Annotated in this window: 17 protein-coding genes and 1 pseudogene; 6 read left to right on the forward strand and 12 right to left on the reverse strand. The window is 41.4% G+C overall.

The genetic code is table 11. The annotated features are described in order from the left end of the window. Positions 1 to 25: 25 nt before the first annotated feature. From FHG64_RS17020 to FHG64_RS17045, 6 genes are all read right to left on the reverse strand, one after another. Positions 26 to 2,233, reverse strand: coding sequence for a RelA/SpoT family protein (locus FHG64_RS17020; protein WP_139067513.1), 2,208 nt, complete (start codon positions 2,231 to 2,233; stop codon positions 26 to 28). A gap of 35 nt (positions 2,234 to 2,268) precedes the next feature. After that, positions 2,269 to 3,507: a M48 family metallopeptidase gene (locus FHG64_RS17025; RefSeq protein ID WP_139067514.1), complete on the reverse strand. Its 1,239-nt coding sequence runs from the start codon at positions 3,505 to 3,507 to the stop codon at positions 2,269 to 2,271. 117 nt (positions 3,508 to 3,624) lie between these two features. After that, positions 3,625 to 4,428, reverse strand: coding sequence for a TrmH family RNA methyltransferase (locus tag FHG64_RS17030; RefSeq protein WP_139067515.1), 804 nt, complete (start codon positions 4,426 to 4,428; stop codon positions 3,625 to 3,627). Between the two features lie 76 nt (positions 4,429 to 4,504). Further along, positions 4,505 to 5,818: an amidohydrolase family protein gene (locus FHG64_RS17035; protein ID WP_139067516.1), complete on the reverse strand. Its 1,314-nt coding sequence runs from the start codon at positions 5,816 to 5,818 to the stop codon at positions 4,505 to 4,507. A gap of 11 nt (positions 5,819 to 5,829) precedes the next feature. Beyond that, entirely contained in the window at positions 5,830 to 8,793 is a 2,964-nt protein-coding gene (locus FHG64_RS17040; protein WP_139067517.1) for an amidohydrolase family protein, read from the reverse strand. A gap of 73 nt (positions 8,794 to 8,866) precedes the next feature. Further along, positions 8,867 to 9,940: a DUF3810 domain-containing protein gene (locus tag FHG64_RS17045; RefSeq protein ID WP_139067518.1), complete on the reverse strand. Its 1,074-nt coding sequence runs from the start codon at positions 9,938 to 9,940 to the stop codon at positions 8,867 to 8,869. Between the two features lie 236 nt (positions 9,941 to 10,176). Here FHG64_RS17045 and FHG64_RS17050 point away from each other — a divergent pair. After that, a pseudogene (locus tag FHG64_RS17050) lies at positions 10,177 to 11,636 on the forward strand (aminoacyl-histidine dipeptidase). Between the two features lie 74 nt (positions 11,637 to 11,710). Here FHG64_RS17050 and FHG64_RS17055 read toward each other — a convergent pair. The 3 genes from FHG64_RS17055 to FHG64_RS17065 form a co-directional block, all read right to left on the reverse strand. Then, positions 11,711 to 12,835, reverse strand: coding sequence for a peptidylprolyl isomerase (locus tag FHG64_RS17055; protein WP_139067519.1), 1,125 nt, complete (start codon positions 12,833 to 12,835; stop codon positions 11,711 to 11,713). Positions 12,836 to 12,905: 70 nt separating this feature from the next. Further along, positions 12,906 to 13,466: a gliding motility-associated peptidyl-prolyl isomerase GldI gene (gene gldI / locus FHG64_RS17060; protein WP_139067520.1), complete on the reverse strand. Its 561-nt coding sequence runs from the start codon at positions 13,464 to 13,466 to the stop codon at positions 12,906 to 12,908. Then, positions 13,463 to 14,479 carry a DHH family phosphoesterase gene (locus FHG64_RS17065; protein ID WP_139067521.1) on the reverse strand — a complete coding sequence of 339 codons (1,017 nt, stop codon included), beginning with the start codon at positions 14,477 to 14,479 and terminating at the stop codon, positions 13,463 to 13,465. The genes gldI and FHG64_RS17065 overlap by 4 nt, the downstream gene beginning before the upstream one ends. A 175-nt stretch (positions 14,480 to 14,654) precedes the next feature. Here FHG64_RS17065 and FHG64_RS17070 point away from each other — a divergent pair, with 175 nt between their 5' ends. Together FHG64_RS17070 and FHG64_RS17075 are read left to right on the forward strand one after the other, a co-directional pair. After that, positions 14,655 to 15,695, forward strand: coding sequence for an alkaline phosphatase D family protein (locus FHG64_RS17070; protein WP_139067522.1), 1,041 nt, complete (start codon positions 14,655 to 14,657; stop codon positions 15,693 to 15,695). Between the two features lie 116 nt (positions 15,696 to 15,811). Further along, positions 15,812 to 16,231, forward strand: coding sequence for a nucleoside-diphosphate kinase (locus FHG64_RS17075; RefSeq protein WP_139067523.1), 420 nt, complete (start codon positions 15,812 to 15,814; stop codon positions 16,229 to 16,231). A gap of 64 nt (positions 16,232 to 16,295) precedes the next feature. On the opposite strand, the gene FHG64_RS17080 is transcribed toward FHG64_RS17075, so the two are convergent. Genes FHG64_RS17080 through recF form a run of 3 tightly spaced genes read right to left on the reverse strand, consistent with a single transcriptional unit; the run spans position 16,296 to position 18,139 of the window. Continuing rightward, positions 16,296 to 16,592: a DUF721 domain-containing protein gene (locus FHG64_RS17080; RefSeq protein WP_139067524.1), complete on the reverse strand. Its 297-nt coding sequence runs from the start codon at positions 16,590 to 16,592 to the stop codon at positions 16,296 to 16,298. Then, a complete protein-coding gene (locus tag FHG64_RS17085; protein ID WP_139067525.1) occupies positions 16,576 to 17,007 on the reverse strand; it encodes a hypothetical protein in 432 nt (143 codons plus the stop codon). Before FHG64_RS17085 ends, FHG64_RS17080 begins: the two co-directional genes overlap by 17 nt. A gap of 52 nt (positions 17,008 to 17,059) precedes the next feature. Beyond that, complete coding sequence (recF, locus tag FHG64_RS17090; RefSeq protein WP_139067526.1) at positions 17,060 to 18,139, reverse strand: DNA replication/repair protein RecF; 1,080 nt, start codon at positions 18,137 to 18,139, stop codon at positions 17,060 to 17,062. A 145-nt stretch (positions 18,140 to 18,284) separates the two neighbouring features. Here recF and FHG64_RS17095 point away from each other — a divergent pair, with 145 nt between their 5' ends. From FHG64_RS17095 to FHG64_RS17105, 3 genes are all read left to right on the forward strand, one after another. Then, the gene (locus FHG64_RS17095) at positions 18,285 to 19,055 is read left to right on the forward strand and encodes a tetratricopeptide repeat protein (RefSeq protein WP_139067527.1); all 771 of its coding nucleotides are present in this window, start codon (positions 18,285 to 18,287) and stop codon (positions 19,053 to 19,055) included. Positions 19,056 to 19,061: 6 nt separating this feature from the next. Further along, entirely contained in the window at positions 19,062 to 19,559 is a 498-nt protein-coding gene (gene ribH / locus FHG64_RS17100) for a 6,7-dimethyl-8-ribityllumazine synthase (RefSeq protein WP_139067528.1), read from the forward strand. A 102-nt stretch (positions 19,560 to 19,661) separates the two neighbouring features. Then, positions 19,662 to 19,949 (forward strand): hypothetical protein, encoded by a 288-nt coding sequence (locus FHG64_RS17105; protein ID WP_174760408.1) that lies wholly within the window; start codon positions 19,662 to 19,664, stop codon positions 19,947 to 19,949. The last annotated feature ends 3 nt before the right edge of the window (positions 19,950 to 19,952 follow it).

Genomic DNA, 19,952 nt, shown 5'->3' on the forward strand with positions numbered 1-19,952 from the left:
TTTATCGTGAGTGCAAATGTATTGTTTATTCTCTGGACACCTTATCTATCCCATTGATTTTTTTAAGGTGTTGTATCAGTGTATTCAATATAGAATTATTTTTGACAATTACTGTGATCTTTCCGCTAAATAAACCTTCAGAACTTTCAAAGTTGATGCTGCGCATGTTCACGTTCATGGTTCGGGAAATCTCATTGGTGATCTCACTTACAAGTCCAAGGTTATCCATACCTGTTAACTTGATAACCGCTTTGAAATCCTGCTGCGAGGAATCTATCCATTTTGCCTGGATGATCCTGTAGGCATAATTACTCTGGAACTGTATGGCATTGGGGCAGTCTTTTTTATGGACCTTGATCCCTTCGCTCACCGTGATAAAACCAAAGACATTATCCCCTGGGATAGGATTACAGCAATTGGCGAGTTTATAATCCAGGATCTCCTCTTCCTTGCCAAAGACCAGCTGGTCATATTTGCTGGTGATCTCCTCCTTGTCAAGATCTTCCATTATGGTGGGTTTCTTGATCTTGCTCTTTATATAGCTTACAAAAGCGTTACTGCGGGAAGCAGTAAATTCCTTTAAAAGTTTATTATCAATTTTACCAATTCCAACACGATAGAACAGGTCAAGGCTGGTCTTTAACTTAAAATAGATCACTAGCTCATTGATCATTCTCTCATTGAAGCTCAATTTTTGGGCTTTAAGTTTCCTTGCAAGAATAGCTTTTCCTTCCTCGGCGATCTCCTTCTTTTCCTCTCTTAACGAAGACTTGATCTTTGCCCTTGCCCTTGCAGTTGTCGCGTAATCCAGCCAGTTGGCATTGGGTTTGGCATTCTCTGAGGTGATGATCTCAATCTGGTCTCCGCTCTTTAGCTCGTGGCTAAGAGGCACCAGTTTATTATTGACTTTTGCTCCCCTTGTTTTTAGGCCGATCTCTGTATGGATACTAAAAGCGAAATCCAGAGGGGTTGCACCTTTTGGAAGGGATTTTAAATCTCCCTGCGGTGTAAAAACAAATATTTCCTTGGCGTAAAGGTTTAGCTTGAATTGTTCTACAAAATCTACAGCATTCGTCTCAGCACTTTCGAGGGCTTCCTGTAACCGGTTTAGCCACTCTTCCATATCCTTTTCTTCCTGCTCCTCGCCGTGCTTGTATTTATAATGGGCAGCATATCCTTTTTCTGCCACCTCGTTCATTCGCTCGCTCCTTATTTGAACTTCCACCCAGCGGCCTTTAGGGCCCATGACGGTGATATGCAGTGCCTCATAACCCGTGGATTTTGGAGAGGAGATCCAGTCCCGTAATCTTATAGGATTAGGCCGAAAGTGATCTGTAACTATAGAATAAATCTTCCAGGCCAAAAATTTCTCATTGGCAAGATCACTCTTGTAAATGATCCTTACAGCAAATTTGTCGAATACCTCGTCAAAGGAGATGTTCTGAGCCTGCATTTTTCTCCTTATGGAGAAGATGGATTTAGGCCGGCCCTTGATCTCATAATCCAGGTTTTCCTGATCCAGGGAATCTTTTATTACTTTTGTAAAATCCTTGATATAAGCATCCTGCTCTTCCTTGCTTTCCCTTATTTTGGTGAGGATATCATTATAAACTTCAGGTTCGGTATATTTAAGCCCCAGGTCTTCCAATTCAGTCTTGATGCTGTACAGTCCAATCCTGTGGGCCAGGGGGGCGTATATATAAAGTGTTTCTGAAGCGATTTTCTCCTGCTTATCCGGTCGCATGGATTCCATGGTTTGCATATTGTGCAACCTGTCTGCGATCTTGATAATGATCACCCTTACATCATCATTAAGGGTAAGCAGCATTTTCCTGAAGTTTTCTGCCTGCAGGGAAACATCCTTGTCTTTTTTAAGGCTGGAGATCTTGGTAAGCCCGTCTACGATCCTGGCTACAACTTTCCCGAACATACGCTCAATATCGTCCAGGGTATACTTGGTATCCTCCACTACATCGTGAAGCAGGGCAGCAGCAATGGAAGTTGCATCCAGGCCTATTCCCGAGGCTACGATCTTTGCAACCGCAATGGGATGGAAAATATAAGCTTCTCCACTTTTACGACGCTGGTCCTTATGAGCATCTACAGCAGTATCAAAAGCAAGCCTAATCAGCTTTTTATCCTCCTCATTCAGGGAACGGTAACTTATGCGCAGCAGTTCCTTATATTGCCTTGCAATGTCCTTGTTTTCCTTTTCTATAGCGGCTTCTGTCATAGGCTAAAATTACGATTAAGATTATAAAGAAACAACTAATCCCGACCCCTTAAATTTTTATATCGCTGTAACAGAGTAGGGTGGGAGTAATGCACAAATACATAGGCTTTATGTGGGGTAAGGTTGCTTAAACTCGATCCTGAAAGTTTCTTAAGGCTGGAGATCAATGCTTCTCCATCATAGGTGTTTCGTGCAAAATTATCTGCCTGGTATTCAAACTTACGGGACAGGTAGTTCATTATCAAACCTGTTATTTCCGAAATTGGGCTGTAAAGTATCCCAAAGGCAATAAGGCCTATATGAAAACTGGGCTCCTCTACGCCCAGCGCATTCGATAATATTGGATTTCCAACGAAGAGGGATAATAACCATAAGGTGAATCCTGTCGTGATAATGGCAGCCGCAAGGTTGGCGATCACGTGCTTTTTCTTATAATGCCCCACCTCGTGAGCCAAAACGCTCACTATCTCCTCCTCTTCGAGGTCATTTATTAAAGTATCGTAGAGGGTAATTCGCTTTTCCTTTCCAAAACCTGAAAAATAGGCATTTGCCTTGGTGCTTCTCTTTGATCCATCTATTACAAAAATATTATCCAGCTTAAATCCTACCTTATGTGCGTATTCCTCTATCTTAGATCGCAGGGAACCTTCTGGCAGCGGGGTTTGTTTGTTAAACAGGGGCACGATCAATTTTGCATAGAACATATTAACGAAAATCGTAAAAACGGTTACCAGGATCCAGGTATACCACCAAAAGTTGCTGCCTGCCCATTGATAAAACCATACAATGAGCGCCAGGATACCGCCTCCCACTACGATCATCAAGGCCCAGCCCTTTAACTTGTCCAGAATAAATAATTTAGGAGTAGTCTTATTAAAACCATATTTTTCTTCAATTACAAAGGTGCTGTACCAGGAAAAAGGAAGAGTAAGCAGATCACTTGCAAAAAAAATGATCCCAAAGAAAACCAGAGCTATGATGATGGAATTACCGGAAATACTTTCAGCAATGGAATTTACTGCTGCAAAACCATCAAAGAATAAAAATCCCAGAATAAGTAACAGGGAGAAAGAGGAGGTTATGATCCCAAAACGATATCGCTCTTTTTTATAATCCTGCGAGCGCTTATACTCTTTCTCATCATATACGTCCTCCAGCTCTTTTGGAACGGGGTCATCAAAATGTTTCGCGTTGAGATAATCCAGTACCTTCTCTATAAGGAAGTCCAGAATTATTACAGCAACAATTATGTAGAACAATATTTCGGGGGTCACTTTCTTTAGTTTTAAGTTATTTTAATTTGAGACTTATAAGCAAATTTTAATCCAAATGTACCTGTGTCAGTTTTTGGTTTAACAATAGCAATGGCGAATGTATTGCCCCTTTTTATCCTACTGAAAACCTCTTTGTCTCTTGGCTTCAAAAATGAGGATCCCCGCTGCTACAGAAACATTCATGGAGTCTATATGACCTTGCATTGGGATAATTATATTTTGGGAAGAATTCTCAACCCATTCCCTGCTAAGGCCTGTAGCTTCTGTTCCTACAATGATGGCACAGGAGCCGGTGTAATCTATCTCACTGTAATTTTTAGAGGCTTGAAGGGCTGCGGCATAGATCTCGATCTTGTTTCGTTGAAGGAATTCAATGATCTCACCTGTTGTTCCAGTTGCTATGCGGTTCGTAAAAACACAGCCAACGCTTGAACGTATAATATTAGGATTAAAAATATCTGTCCTGGGGTTGGCGATCAATACCACGTCTACTCCTGCAGCATCTGCCGTGCGAAGCAACGCTCCTATGTTGCCGGGTTTTTCGGGAGCTTCGGCTACCAGGATAAGGAGGTTTTTTTGTGGCAATTCCAGCTGTTTCAAGCCAGTGTCCCTTGTTTTAATAATGGCGATGATACCTTCTGTGCTTCCCCTGTAAGCTATCTTCTCATAAACTTCAGCAGTGAGGGCAGTGATTTGCGGCATTTTTCTCCTTCTGAAAATTCTTTCGAGCTTTTCTTCTGAAATAAGGTCCTCCACGATAAAGACTTCCGGAATTTCATAGCCGCCCTTGAGGGCCATTTCTATTTCTCGCTGACCCTCCACAACGAAAACCCCTTCTTTTTTTCTAGCCCGGGATTTCTCCTGAAGCTGTAAAAGCCTTTTTATGGCAGGATTGGCTGTACTGGATATCTTTTTAAACATAAAGCTAAAATAAGGAGATTAAATATAAAAACCCCCAAATTAATGGGGGTTCAATGTGTTCTAATGCTTTTTAGTATTATTCTGCCTTAGCAGCCTGGAACTTATTGGAATATCGTTCATATAATTCAGTTTGATGAGTGTCCAGGCTTATTTCCCTTCCCTGGATCCAGGCATGTTGTAATCTGTTCCCACGCATATCCAGTGCATCTCCCTCGCTTATAAATAGCGTGGCATCTTTCCCTTTTTCCAATGTTCCTACCAAATTATCTATTCCAAGGATCTTTGCAGTATTGGAAGTAATAAGTTTTAGCGCATCTTCTTTATCCATACCCGTACCCGCTACCGTTCCAGCATAGAACGGCAGGTTCCTGGTATTCATTGTTTCCATTTGCCCGCTGCTTTCCAGGCCAACAAGAATACCTTTTTCATGAAGCAGGCGTGCATTTTTATATGAAAAATCATAATCCTCGTCCTCCTGGTTTGGAGTAGAGTGGGGCCTTCCTGAAAGAACGGCAATATTATTTTCCCTAATTTGATCTGCTACTTTATGGGCATCATACCCTCCAACTATTACAAGGTTGTCAAGTTCCTGTTCTTTACTGAACTGGATAACGTCCAGGATCTCTTTCTCCCCATTTACGTGAACAAACACTTTTTTATTTCCTGAAAACACCTCCCCCATAGCCCGGTAGGGAAGATGAACAAGCTTTTGGTCACCGCCCAGATAGGCTTTGGACTGCCCAAAGAATTCTTTAAGTTCGGCAACCTCGGTCGCATATTCCTTATTTGGCCTCATCCCACGGGGTTCGCCTGCCCACCATCTGCCACGGGTAAAGCTGTTAGGCCAGTTGATATGTATTGCATCATCTTCTTTCATTGCTGCATCCTCCCAGTTCCAGGCATCGAACTGGACAATAGAGGATGTTCCCGAGATCCTGCTCCCACGCGGCGTGATCTGGCCTACAAGCACGCCGTTTGGCCGCATGCTTTCCACGATCTTACTTTCAGCATTATAAGCTATAAGGCTCCTTACATGTGGAAGCATATCCCCAATTTCATCTTCATCATCTGTTGCCCTTACCGATGAGATCTCTACAAGACCCAGGGTAGCATTGGGTGCTATAAAGCCGGGGTAAACGTGCTTACCTTCAGCATTAATGACTTTACCCCGGTACTGCATCTTAGTGGAGGTCGCATCAAGAACCTGGGTCAACTTTCCATCCTCAAAAATGATAAGGCTGTTCTCAATGACCTCCCCGTTTCCAATATGTGCAGTGGCACCTACAATAGTTACAGCTTCAGTTTGTGAAGGAGCCGGGGTTTGTTGTGCAGTTGCACCTGTTGCCAGACAAAGGAGCACGGCGAGAATATTTATTTTTATATTTTTCATCTTCAAAATTTTTAGTGTACTTCCAGTGTATTACAGTGAATATGCTGGTCTTCTTTCTTTGTTACCGGTCGTGTAGCTGAACCGCCATTTTTTGCTTCCAGCATTTGAGTAAGCAACGTGTTTTTTTGCTGTGCTATCTCGTTACGAAGTTCCTGGTCCTTCTCAAGGTCAAAATAAACAGCACCTTCTACCAGTGTTTTTTCTGCTTTAGCGTAGACGGAGAGTGGATGGTCACTCCACAGTACAACATCTGCCTGCTTTCCTGCCTCCACACTACCAACATATTGATCAATGTGTAATAATTTGGCAGGGTTAAGGGTAACGAATTTCCATGCTTCTTCTTCAGAGATATCACCGTATTTCATAGACTTGGCAGCTTCCTGGTTCAACCTGCGGCTCATCTCGCTGTCATCACTGTTAATGGCTACTGTCACCCCCACATTATGAAGAATTGAGGCGTTATATGGAATAGCATCGTTCACCTCATATTTATAGGCCCACCAGTCAGAAAAAGTAGAAGCTCCCACACCGTGCTCTTTCATTTTATCGGCAACCTTATAGCCTTCAAGGATATGAGTGAAGGTATTGATCCTGAAGTCAAATGCTTCAGCAACTTTCATCAACATATTGATCTCGCTTTGAATGTAAGAGTGGCTGGTCACATAGCGTTCGCCGTTAAGGATCTCTACAAGGGTTTCCATTTCCAGGTCCCTTCTAAAGTTCTTATTGTTTTTCTTCTCCTGCTCATAATTCCTGGCCCGTGTAAAATAATCTGTGAACACCTGTTCCACACCCATCCTGGTTTGTGGGAACCTGTTGGCATTGCTGCGGTTGGATTGTTTCACGTTCTCTCCCAATGCAAACTTGATATACTTTGGAGCTTCTTTGAAAATTAGCCCCTCTGCCGGTGCTCCCCATTTTAGCCTTAAGATGGCTGAGCGGCCTCCAATTGGGTTGGCGCTCCCGTGCAGTAATTGTACTGTGGTAACTCCCCCGGCAAGGTTCCTGTAAATATTGATATCGGTTGGATCTACCACATCTTCCATGGTAACTTCTGCGGTAGAATTATGCCCTGCTTCATTGATGGCAGATGCTGCTATATGGGAATGCTCATCGATGATCCCGGAAGTTAAGTGCTTGCCGGTAGCGTCGATAACCCTTGCATTCCCTGCGTTTAAGTTTTTTCCAACCCTTGTTATCTTTCCGTTGTTTATTAAAACATCGGTTTCCGTAAGGATCCCGTCATTGGTGTTCGTCCATACAGTGGCATTCCTGAAAAGAATGTTTTCCTGCTTCGGCATTTCCTTATATCCATATGCCATATTTGGATAGGTTACAGGAACTACATTGGCTACCGTGGTTTTCTTGTCATTTTTTGGAGACTCAGGGCCCGCTGTCCTCGTAGCGGTAAATGTCGTCTCATCACCCGCAGGTAATATTGCTTTTCCTGTGATGGTTTTGGCTGTTGAAGGAACCTGCGCCACTAACCTTGTAAATTTAGCACTGGTAGTATCTGCAGAGGAAATAAGTAAATTCATCCATCCATCGCTGTAGGCGATCTTTGACTTTAGCTTATTCTCGCCTTCTTTCACTTCTACTTTTGGGGCGGTTGGTTTTCCTGTGATCTTAACCTCATAGGAGGTGTTGTTTACTTTAAGATCATAGGTGCCGGCAAGGTCAACGGTACTCATATTTTCCAGGATCGCCCTGCGGCCCTGTACCCAGTTCTCATAGATCACGGTCTCCTCCTCAAAATAATCTCCAGAGGTAATAATAAAGTTTGCCCAGGCTCCCTGTTTAAGTGTACCAAGGTTATTCTCCTGTTTTAGTGTCCTCGCAGGAACAGTGGTTAGGGCGGCAAGTGCGGCTTTCTTATCAAGCCCGTAGGAGACTGCCTTTAACAGGTTCTCGCGAAATTTTTTCTCGTCCTTTGAATTATGCATAGTGATAACAAAAGGAACATTGTTCTCTGCCAGTACTTTTAGATTGGCAGGAGCCTGATTCCACCTTTTCATATCCTGCAGGCTTACATAATTAGCCATAAAGGGATCTTCTACATCATAAGCATCTGGAAAATCCAGGGGTATAATAAAAGTTGAATTTGAATTTTTCACCTCATTCACTCTTTCATATTCACTACCACTTCCCAGGATCACATAATTTATGTTGAATTCCCTGCCTATTTTTCCTGCACGCAGGGCATCAAGCAGGTTATCTGTCTTAAATACCTGTAGCAGGTCCTTGTTTCGGTTTAAGGCCTCCAGTGCAAGATCGCGGTTTTTAGAGTTCCCTTTTGAATACCAATCGGCATCCATATAGCTTTGTCTTATCAACGCCATTGCTCCCATAATGGAAGTGGGATATGACTGTCGCGATTGCACACTTTTATCAAAAGAAAGAAATTGTGAAGACCTGTCGGCGAGGATCCTTTCACCCTCAGTCCCTTCAGGATTAAGAGCAACAAGCACTCCGGTACCTCTTATGATCCCATCGGGCATATGGGTGTTTACAACTCCAAACCCTCCTTTGTGTAATTTTCCTGCCTCTTCTTTATTAAAACTAAAATGCTTTACAGCATCTGTTTCGGGCCTAATGTGATCATTCCAGTAGTATCCTTCCCTTTCAGCTTCGTACTGCGGCTGGTTAGAATTGTTGTTGGAGCGTTGAGGTTTTTTGATACCAAATTCACTGTAGAGGTCAATAAACGAAGAATAGACTTCTTTCCCTTCCAGATCGATTCTATGGCTGTTAGCGGGTACATTTATTGTTTTGCCAATGGCGGTGATCTTACCATCTCTTACTGCAAACATGCCATTTTCAATCACTGTATTGGGATCAACATGGATCTTTGCATTCTCAAAGACGGTGTAATTGGTGTTCTGTGTTTTAACACCTTCATTGGTAGGAAAATAATCCTGGGCATAAAGGTTTACCCCCACAAATAAGAGGATGCACAGTAGAAATTTTAATTTCATAAATTTTGGGTTATGTGTTATTGGAAAATATAAGGGCAGAATTTAGGAAAATTTTAATAAAACAGAAGTTAATTTAAAAGGCATTTTCCACATCATCAAAATAATTCACTAAAAGTGCGACTACATAGCTGTAGCTTTTCATTCCATCCTGCTGGTTATTTGCTTTTAAGAAGCTGTTATAACTATAGAGGAATAAAGGTTCAAATGGATTTTGATGCCTCGCCCAAAATTCCCGGACCTCCCGGTAATTTTCCATTATACCAAAATTTATTCCTTTAACAAGTTCCTCGGCCTGGGGCCTATCCCTTATATATAGTTCATTTAAACAATAACGAAGGGCAAAGGTGAGCCCGGAGTATCTAAAATAGGGATCCGGATGATTCATAGTTGCCAGGCAGGCGATGAAATTTGCTTCATTTTCCTTGGCAAATCCCAGTTGATGACCTATTTCGTGGCTAGCCGTGGTAGGGATCTTGTAGCGTACAATATTAGTGTTCACCTGTGCTTCATTGGTCAAAGGATTCAAATATCCATTGAATCCCATATAGGTAAGGGGAATACTATAAAGGGAACGCTTCAGGCTTTTCCCATCATAGGTTAGTTTGGGATATTCCTCCTTTAAATAATCAAAACCTTCTACCGTAGTTCTCAGGAGATCTCCCTTTTTGAATCTGTAAGGTACTTTTAAGCTATCATTCCCGGTGAGTTCCAGTTGCACTTCGTTAGACCTTTCTATGAGGGTTCTGGTGAGTTTGACCAGCTCCTCGGTATTATAATCATTTTTGATCTTTAGGGTTTTATGGAGTGGTAGGCGGTAATAATTAAGGCCCCAGAATAAATGAAAACAACCATATACAATAGATGCAAAGGCAAATACCTGCAGTACCCATTTTTTTGGATTTCTGAACTTCGTATTTATCCTAATGGCGATCCACCTGATTATGGAGATGATAAAGAATGCATATAACAGGTCACCCAGGGAAAACGGAAGAAACCCCAGGGGATATCTCATAAACTGGGAAATATAGGGATATAGACCGGTACTGTACCAGGTCTCTACAAACTGGGGATATCCTGCAATGATCTTCACTGCAATGTATTGAAGGGGCAACAAAATGGCCAGAATGAGTCCCGTGTATCTTTTCACAAGCTAAAATTACAAACTAATAAAGGACCCGCAAATTTTCATGCTTTGTTAATTACCAATATCTTTGTGAAGGTACCAATAAAAAAGGTTTCACAAATTTTCTTTTTAGCTGAAAAGTTACAGGAAGGAGATAATTATTAGATACCTGTTAATTTCCTTTGAATCAAGGATAACTTATCCGGGTATTTGCTGAAGCCTATCAGGTATTTTAAACAAACTAACAAAAATTAATATCTATGAATGATGAAATAAGGGCCCTTGAGCCGCGTGAACTCTGGAATAAATTTGCAGATCTTAATGAAGTTCCAAGACCATCGAAAAAAGAGGAAAGGGTCATTGAATTCATTAAGAAATTTGGCAATGGATTGAAACTGGAAACAGAGGTAGATAAGGTGGGGAATGTCGTTATTCGTAAACCTGCTACTCCTGGAATGGAAAATAAAAAACCGGTGATCCTGCAGTCGCACCTGGATATGGTACATCAAAAGAATAACGATACTTCTTTCAATTTTGAGCAGCAGGGAATTGATATGTATGTTGATGGGGATTGGGTTCGTGCTAAAGGTACGACCCTGGGGGCCGATAATGGTCTTGGAGTGGCCACTATGATGGCGATCCTTGAAAGCAAGAATATTGACCATCCCGCCCTGGAAGCACTTTTCACAATTGATGAAGAAACCGGGATGACCGGTGCCAAAGGGCTGGAGCCGGGAATGCTTAAGGGGGAGATCCTGCTTAACCTGGATACTGAGGAAGATGATGAGATTGGAATTGGTTGTGCCGGGGGGTGGATATTACTGCCTCTGGAACTTACCAGGAAGAAGAGGTCCTAGCCGGGGTAGCAGCATTTAGTATCACAGTGAGAGGGCTTACAGGCGGACATTCTGGAATGGACATTATCAAAGGACTGGGGAACGCCAATAAACTAATGAACCGGCTGCTTTACAGGGCATCTGAGGAGCTTGAACTTAGAGTGGCAGAAATTAACGGGGGGGGACTTCGAAATGCCATCCCTCGTGAAAGCGAAGCTGTTGTTGTAATAGATGAGATGCAGGTTAAAGTCTTTAAAGCGGAAATGGACAAGGCTGTTGAGGCTATCAAAACCGAATTTTCCACTTTGGAAACTAAACTTTCAATTTCTATTGAAGAAACAAAAGTTCCTGAAAATGTAATGAACCTATTGAGCCAGGAGGTATTGCTCAAAACAGTATATGCTGCGCATAATGGCGTGTACAGGATGAGCCCGGATATTGAGGGCCTTGTAGAGACTTCCAATAATATTGCAAAGGTTGAGGTGAAAGAGGGAAATATTAATATTAAGTGCCTTACAAGATCCTCTGTAGATTCGACAAAAGAAGATCTTGCCAATAGTTTAACAGCAGTTTTTGAACTTGCAGGTTATGAGGTGGAAAAGTCTGGTGATTACCCGGGTTGGGCCCCAAACCGAAATTCAGATATTCTTAAGGTGCTTGATGAGCTTTATCAAAAAATGAATAATGAAAAGGCAAATATTGCAGCATGTCATGCGGGTCTCGAGTGCGGGATCATTGGGCAGCATTATCCAGACCTTGATATGATCTCCTTTGGCCCAACAATTAGAGGTGCACATTCACCAGATGAGCGGGCAAGTATATCATCTGCCCAAAAATACTGGAAATTTGTATTGGAGATCCTTAAAAATATTCCGCAGAATTAAAATTAAAGAAGCGAAAAACAAAAAGGGCCAATTCCACAAAGAATTGGCCCTTTAATATTTAGAAATTTAAGTATCTATTCCTGGATGCCTACCATTTCCACCTGGAAAATAAGATCGGCATTTGGTGGGATCACACCACCGGCACCACCGGGACCATATGCGAGGTGAGAAGGGATAAATAAAACAGCCTTGTCACCAACCCTCATTTGCTGTAAACCTTCTTTAAAGCCCGGGATCATTTGAGCATCGGCACCAATTGGAGTAACCATTGGGCCATAACCACCCTGGGCAGCCCTTTGCTGATTAAAGATCCCAAGTTCCCTGGCCAGTTCTTCCTTATTGGTATCAAAGACACCACCATTGTCAAAATAACCTTCATAAAGTACCTGTACCTGGTCTGTCATTGCAGGTTTTGGGCCTTCCCCACGTTCCAGATAATGAATTTGCAGGCCACTTTCAAGTTCCTCAGCTTCTTCCTTAAGAGCATTGAACCTTTCAGCATTCTCAGCCTGTGCTGCTTCCTGTTGCCTGGCAAGTTCTTCCTCGTCTGCCTTTATTTGTGCCAGCCTGTCCTCAAATTCTTTTGGGGCATTGAAGTCTTTTGCAGCTTTTCCTTTACGAATAATGTTCAATTTTTCGATCACCACATCCTGTACAGGCCTGTCCTGTGGACCTGTTTCCATTTGACCAATACTATCTACAACTTCCTGGCCCTCTATTACTTTTCCAAAAATAGTATGGCGTCCATCCAGCCAGGGAGTTTCTGCCAGGGTTACAAAGAACTGGCTCCCGTTGGTGCCGGGACCTGCATTGGCCATTGAAAGATATCCTTTTGAGTCGTGAGTTAGATCATCCATGGTCTCATCTGGAAATCTATAACCCGGTCCACCGCTGCCGGTTCCCTGTGGATCACCACCCTGGATCATAAAATCCTTGATCACCCGGTGAAACTTGATCCCGTCATAGAATTTTTTTCCCTTGTATGTGCTGTCTACCATACTATGGCTGTCCCCTTCAGCCAGCGAAACAAAATTGGCGACTGTAAGTGGGGTTTGGTCATAGTACAATTCTGCAAGGAAAGTTCCTTTATTGGTATTAAATTCAGCATAAAGGCCATCCTCAAGATCGGGATAGTCTTCCTTACAACTTGTAAAGCCAAGAATAATTGATAAAACAATTAGCAAATTCACTTTTTTCATAAATTGATTTTTGAAGTTAGGGGCTTTTTTAAAAAGCGGTAGATCCCGCTTCTAAAGCCGTGGGTTATTTTTAATTTCTGGGTTGCTCTTCCTCGGTTATTGAGTGAAGGGTTACTTTTGTTCTAATGGGAAGATTTGTTCCTATTTTATCTTTATCGCCGTAATATCCAAATGCTTTGTGAGATGGAAAAATAAAGGTTACCACTTCTCCTTCTTTCATAAGTTTAAGACCTTCACGTAATCCTCCAAATAGCTCTTCTTTATCCATTGCGTATCTTCTGGTGGGAATCTCCCCCTCGGCATAGATCACCTGCCCCTCGATATCTGTTATGCTGTAATCAAACCTTACCACATCTCCAAATTCCGGGGTTTCTGTATTGGAAGGGTCTGTAGCCCTCTTATTATAATAATACCAAAAGCCGCTGTTGGATGCAAAATACTCGTTTGCAGAATCCCTTTCTATGACTTCCAGGATCTCTGCTTCTTCCCTGGCGACCAGTTCCCGGTTGCGTTCAATAGATTCATTGATAAAGGATCCAGATTTTTGTGTTACGGGACGCCGTGCTTCTGGTGATTTACAGCCCGAAAGGACCGTAATAAAAACTAATAATATATAGGTGTACTTCTTCATAAACTCAATTCCTCTTTGTACTGGGGGAGGATGGTGTTGAATTTCGTAATGGTATCTTCCATTGAAAGCTCACTTCTCCCGCCTGCGGCATTAAGATGTCCCCCGCCATTAAAATGCGCACGTGCAAATTTGTTTACAGAAAAATTACCTTTTGATCTAAGGCTCATTTTGATCATTCCATCTGCTTTATGCTCTATAAAAATTACTGCAAATATAATTCCTTCAATTGCAAGACCATAATTTACAAATCCCTCTGTATCACCTTTCTGGAAGTTATACCTGTCCAGCTCTTCCTGGGAAAGTGTGATATAAGCTGTTCTAAGGTCCTTATTAACATGAAGGTTTTGCAAAGCCACGCCCAGCAACTGGATCCTGTTTTTAGAAAAACTATCAAAAACATTGGAATGTATGGTATTATTATCTGCTCCCTTATCGATAAGGTCTGCAATAACACGGTGGGTGTCACCGGTGGTTGCCCTGTACCTAAAGGAGCCGGTATCTGTCATTATACCGGTATACAGGCAGGTTGCGATCTCTGGAGTGATATATTTAAGTGCCCTTAGTTTTTGAAGAAATTTGTAAACCATCTGGCAGGTCGAGCTCAGACTTGCATCACTGTAGGTATGGTCGGCATAATCTGAAGGTTCCGGGTGGTGGTCTATCATGATAAAAGTAGCCTCAGCCTGACTAAGCGGTTCTACCATATCACCGGCCCTTTCCAGCATATTAAAATCCAGGGTAAATATAATATCTGCATCCTGAATTAAGCGGTCGCAGGCTTCTTTATTACCTTCATAGATTTGAATTTCCTCGCTACCAGGTAACCATTTAAGGAATTGAGGGAAATCATTGGGCGCGATAACAGTGGTTTCGTGGCCTTTTTCCTTTAAAAAATGATATAATCCAAGGGAGGAACCTATGGCATCACCGTCCGGGCCTTTGTGAGGAACTATCACAATTCTGTTAGACTGTGAAAGGGCAGATGTGATCTCTAAAATGCTTTGTTCTATCATTGTAAAATATAAAATACCCTGAAGCATACTCAACAAGGTACTATGTTGAAAAAATGAAAACAGCTTTGCCTTAAGGGTTAGTGCTCCATTTCTCACTTAGTGAGTAAAGATACAATTTAATAATACCCGGCTAATAAACCAATCTGTATTTTTGTATTCAACAAAACAACAAAAAATGAAGGTAATTCTATCGCTCTTTTTAAGCTTTTTTCTTTTTATTTCCTGCGGAAGTATTCAAAAGGCGCCTCAACCTGAAGCCAGTAAATCTTCTGGAACCTATGATTATGTCATTGCCTTTGGGAGTTGTAACCGGCAGGATGAAGCCCAGCCTTTATGGGATGCAATTATAGAGGAAACACCCGACCTTTTTCTTTGGGGTGGTGATAATATTTATGCAGATACAGATGACATGGCACAGCTGGAAGCCGATTACCATACACAGAAGAATCAACCAGATTATAAGAAATTACTGGTAACCACCCCGGTTATGGGTACCTGGGACGATCACGATTACGGGAATAATGATGCGGGGGAGGAATGGGAATATAAAAATGAAAGTCAGCAACTGTTCCTCGATTTTTTTGATGTTCCAAAAGATGATGACCGCAGGAAAAGGGAAGGGGTTTACCATTCCAGAACAATTGAGGAGGCAGGCAAATCCTTAAAAATAATTGTTCTGGATACACGCTATTTCAGGACAAAATTAGAGCCTGGAACACAACCTGGCCAACGCTATAAAATAAATGACAAAGGCACAGTCCTGGGAGCAGAACAATGGAAATGGCTGGAAAATGAATTGAGTAATAGTAAGAGTGATTATAACCTGATATTAAGTTCCATACAAGTACTTTCAGCAGAACACGGGTTTGAGACCTGGGGCAATTTTCCTTCAGAAGTGGAAAGGCTTGAAAAACTTTTAGGGAATTCCGGAGCAAAAAATGTTATAATCCTTAGTGGGGACAGGCATATTTCAGAATTTTCAGAAAAAGATGTAGATGGTTTGGATTATAAACTTGTGGATTTTACTTCGAGCGGGATGACGCACTCGTATGCCGGTTTTAGCGGGGAGCCTAATAAATATAGAGTAGGTGAGGTGGTAAGCGATTTAAGCTTTGGGATTTTAAAGTTTGATTTTGAAACAGGAAAGGTGAGAATGGAGATGCGTGGTCCTGGAAATATACTTCAACAGGAATATACCGTACACTATAGGGATTAGATAATATACATCTGGGATATTTCAGTTGCCTGAAGGCTAAATTCATATAAAACTTAAAGGCGCTTGTAATTGCAGCTTATTTATCTATTTTTGCACAAAATTTTAAAAACCATAAGATGGCTACAAATAGAACATTTACAATGCTTAAACCCGATGCGGTTGAAAAAGGACATATAGGTGCGATCCTTGAACAAATTAATGCGTCCGGTTTTAGGATTGTTGCAATGAAATTGACCCAAATGACAAAGAACGATGCTGAGACTTTTTACGCAGTACACAAAGAGCGTCCTTTCTTTGGAGAATTGGTGGAGTTTATGACACGTGGGCCAATTGTCGCGGCTATATTGGAAAAAGAGAATGCTGTGGAAGATTTCAGGACTTTAATTGGGGCCACAAACCCTGAGGAAGCTGCTGAAGGTACTATACGTAAGAAATATGCATCCTCAGTTGGTGAAAATGCAGTTCACGGTAGTGACAGTGATGAGAATGCAGAGATTGAATCTTCTTTCCATTTTGCCGGTAGAGAAATGTTCTAAGACATATTAGAATAATCAAAAAACCCGCTTCCTAAAAAGAAAGCGGGTTTTTTATTTAATGCTGCTATCGCAATACCAGTTTTGAGATGAGGTCCTTTCCTAATGCTTCATTGAGGTTCCTTATTATTTTTTCCTTTCCGTAACCCAGCTCTTCTCTAAGAACCGAGGAGCTTAGCTGTACAAAAAGGGTGGAACCCTCCAGCTTTATGGCTGTGGTATACTTTTCTATGGCAGGCCCCATTTGTTGGTTCCATACATCCCGCACATTGATTTTGTCCAATCCGGTTTGTAATTTGTTCTTAGACACAAAATCCTTGAGGGCATCGCCAATCGTGATATTTTCGTTATTCCGCTTCATAATAATTATTTAAGAGAGGTTTAAATCTTTTATAATGATAGATGATACCACGCTCATTTTCAATTTGAAGATGATCCTCATTAGCCTTTAATACTTTTTCCCTCCAGGTGTCATAAGGGGTGGTATATAGAAGAAAAAGTTCATTATCTTCTACTATGGTTTCTACCTGCTCGGCATCATTGGTTACCAGGTAAGAACCGTTGAGTTGAGGTTTAACCTTTTTTCTAAATCCGCTGCCATTCTCCAGGTCAAGGAAATCTACAGTTTCATTAAAGGTATAGGTTCTCATTGAATCTTTTGAAAATTCTACCTTTTCTATTTCCCAGTATCCTTCAAGGTGTGGTATCTTTTCCTCAGGATCCTTGCTGTTGCAGGATGTAAGGATTACAAGACACGCGAGAAAAGCGGTGAATTTCACTGATTTTAAAAGCTGAAGGATTCTCGGATTCAGGAACATTTTTTTTAAAAAATTAAAGTTTGAATATCTTATACGTTTGGTTGCTTTCCCTCACAACCTTTTCTGTTCTGTCTGCATGCGTATCGCTTATGAATATTTGTCCCAACTCATTTTGAGCAACCAGGGCAACAATATGAGCTACCCTTTGCTCATCCAGCTTATCAAAGATATCATCCAGTAACAGGATAGGATTGGCTTTATTGATGTTTTTAATGAAATCAAACTGAGCCAGTTTTAATGCGATAAGGAAAGATTTCTGCTGGCCCTGGGAACCAAATTTTTTAATGGGATGGCCTGCAATTTCAAAGCTAAGGTCATCTTTGTGGGTACCTACACTAGTATATTGTAATGCCATGTCTTTTTGAAGGTTCTCTTCGAGAAGCTCCAGGACAGGTTTCTCAAATAACCTACTCTTATATTCAATACTTACCTGCTCCTTTTGGTTAGTAATTTCAGCATAACGAATGTTGAATATGGGTATGAAATCATTTAGGAACTGCTTTCTTCTTTGGAAGAGCAGGTCACCAAATTCTGCCATCTGCTCATTGTAGATCTCCAGGGTATCGCGATCAAATTTGGAATTTGCAGCAAAGAACTTTAATAAAGCGTTTCGCTGTGCCACTACTTTATTGTATTGCAGCAGCGTGTTCAAATATACCTGGTCACTTTGGGAGATTACACCGTCTATGAACTTGCGCCGGGTCTCGCTGCCTTCAAGGATAAGGTCCCGGTCTCCCGGCGAGATCATCACAACAGGTATAAAGCCTATATGTTCACTAAATTTCTCATACGGCTTATTATTCCGCTTTATTACCTTTTTATTTCCCCGTTTAGCGCTTACAAGGATATGTTCATCTCTCTCATTCTTTTCCAGGTTACCCTCCACGACGAAAAAATCGGCATCGTGGTTTATGTTTTGGATGGTGACGGGGTTAAAATAACTTTTCCCAAAGGACAAATGATAGATGCTGTCCAGTACATTGGTTTTACCTACTCCATTATTGCCTACCAGGCAGTTAATTTTTGGATCAAAATCAAAGGAAGCAGAATCAAAATTCTTGTAATTGACCAGGGAAAGAGATTTTAAAAACATAAAAGACTGTAATACAGCTTAATAAGATTATTAATTATGACTGTAAAGGTAAAAGAATAGCGTGGAAATTATTAAAAAATAAGAAAAATTTTCCCTTTTAAATAAGAATAAAAATTTTATTTTTGCCACTCATTAAACAGATTTTATGGCAACTTACAAGAAAAAAGGGCATAAACCAGTCAATAAAGAACAGCAAACAAAAAAGGTAGAGGAAGAATCTACAACGGCAGAAGTATTCAACACTCTTGATGAGGGTGCAAACAAGACGGAAGCCTGGGTTGCAAAAAATCAAAAGTACATTTATGTGATCGTTGGTCTGGCTGCTGTGGTAATCCTTGGTTATTTGGGATACCAGCGCTTCATACAGGAGCCAAAGGAGCGGGAAGCTGCCAATGAAATGTTTCAGGCTCAGCAGTATTTTGACAATGCCCTGGCAAGTTCAGGCGCACAAAGTGATTCTTTATACAACATGGCCCTAACCGGTGGTGAGGGTAAATTTGGTTTCCTTGATATAATAGAGGATTACAGCAGTACTAATGCAGGTAACCTTGCAAATTACTACGCAGGATTTGCTTACCTGCACACCAACAGGTATCGTGAAGCCATAGAATATCTTGAGGACTTTAAAAGTAATGATGAGATCCTGGCTCCTCTGGCGACAGCAGGAATTGGTGATGCTTTCCTTCAATTGGACCAGCCAGAAGAGGCACTTAATTACTATGACAAAGCCGCTTCAATGAGATCTAACAGTTTCTCAACACCCAAAGCCCTTCTTAAAGCTGCTATAACAGCTATACAATTGGGTAAAGGCGAGCAGGCTGCAAAATATTTAACCAGGATACAGGATGAATATGGAGATACTCCAGAGGCTGAACAGGTTCCTGTTTATTTAGGTCGTGCGCAGGCAATGAAATAATACCATATGGCTACAGAAGGAAAAAATCTTTCAGAATACGATAAAAATTCGATCCCGGACGCAACAGAGTTTCGTTTCGGGATCGTTGTTTCTGAGTGGAACGATAATATAACCGAAGGCCTTTACCAGGGAGCTATAAAAGTTCTTGAAGAAAACGGGGTGCTAAGCAGGAAGATCGTTCGCTGGAATGTTCCCGGGAGTTTTGAATTGATCTACGGGTGTAAGAAGATGCTGGAAAGTTATGATATGCTTGATGCCGTGATCGCGATTGGCAGTGTGATCGAGGGAGAAACCAAACACTTTGATTTCGTTTGCCAGGGTGTTTCCCAGGGTATAAAAGATCTTAACGTACAATATGATATCCCTGTTATTTTTTGTGTGCTTACAGATCAAAATATGCAGCAGGCCATAGACCGCAGCGGTGGAAAACACGGGAATAAGGGGGCAGAGGCTGCTGTTGCAGCTATTAAAATGGCCCAGCTTCGCAAAGACGCCCGCTTCTAGGCCTAAACTTCGGCATTATTCTTGCTTTTGTTATTTTACTCGACAAGCTTTATTTTCTGTGGCTTTTTGAGTAAATTTGAAACATCTGTAAAGCAAAAAATTTTGAAATTAAATCTAGGCAAACTCAGGAAGAATACCCGCTATAATTATACTCCAAGATATTATAAGGGTAAGGATACAGGCAATATGTACGAGTTTGATTCAAAATTCAATAAGTACAAGAACGCCACAAACTCCATAGACTTTGGTTCTCAATGGGCAGACGCCCGCGCTTCAAGCAGGACTAGGGGCAATCGTGAAATAAATAACCGCGTGGTGATCATAATCCTTATTCTGCTGCTTATAGTTTTATGGATACTTGACTTTGATTTATCCATTTTCTCGAACTAAGCA

The organism is Antarcticibacterium flavum, from assembly GCF_006159205.1.
Lineage (GTDB): Bacteria > Bacteroidota > Bacteroidia > Flavobacteriales > Flavobacteriaceae > Gillisia > Gillisia flava.

Bases quoted from the DNA above. Each gene is read 5' to 3' on its own strand.
- FHG64_RS17020 (WP_139067513.1), bottom strand. From the start codon at position 2,233: ATGACAGAAGCCGCTATAGAAAAGGAAAACAAGGACATTGCAAGGCAA.
- gldI (WP_139067520.1), bottom strand. From the start codon at position 13,466: ATGAAGAAGTACACCTATATATTATTAGTTTTTATTACGGTCCTTTCG.
- FHG64_RS17075 (WP_139067523.1), top strand. From the start codon at position 15,812: ATGGCTACAAATAGAACATTTACAATGCTTAAACCCGATGCGGTTGAA.
- ribH (WP_139067528.1), top strand. From the start codon at position 19,062: ATGGCTACAGAAGGAAAAAATCTTTCAGAATACGATAAAAATTCGATC.
- FHG64_RS17095 (WP_139067527.1), top strand. From the start codon at position 18,285: ATGGCAACTTACAAGAAAAAAGGGCATAAACCAGTCAATAAAGAACAG.
- FHG64_RS17035 (WP_139067516.1), bottom strand. From the start codon at position 5,818: ATGAAAAATATAAAAATAAATATTCTCGCCGTGCTCCTTTGTCTGGCA.
- recF (WP_139067526.1), bottom strand. From the start codon at position 18,139: ATGTTTTTAAAATCTCTTTCCCTGGTCAATTACAAGAATTTTGATTCT.
- FHG64_RS17065 (WP_139067521.1), bottom strand. From the start codon at position 14,479: ATGATAGAACAAAGCATTTTAGAGATCACATCTGCCCTTTCACAGTCT.
- FHG64_RS17070 (WP_139067522.1), top strand. From the start codon at position 14,655: ATGAAGGTAATTCTATCGCTCTTTTTAAGCTTTTTTCTTTTTATTTCC.
- FHG64_RS17030 (WP_139067515.1), bottom strand. From the start codon at position 4,428: ATGTTTAAAAAGATATCCAGTACAGCCAATCCTGCCATAAAAAGGCTT.
- FHG64_RS17055 (WP_139067519.1), bottom strand. From the start codon at position 12,835: ATGAAAAAAGTGAATTTGCTAATTGTTTTATCAATTATTCTTGGCTTT.
- FHG64_RS17040 (WP_139067517.1), bottom strand. From the start codon at position 8,793: ATGAAATTAAAATTTCTACTGTGCATCCTCTTATTTGTGGGGGTAAAC.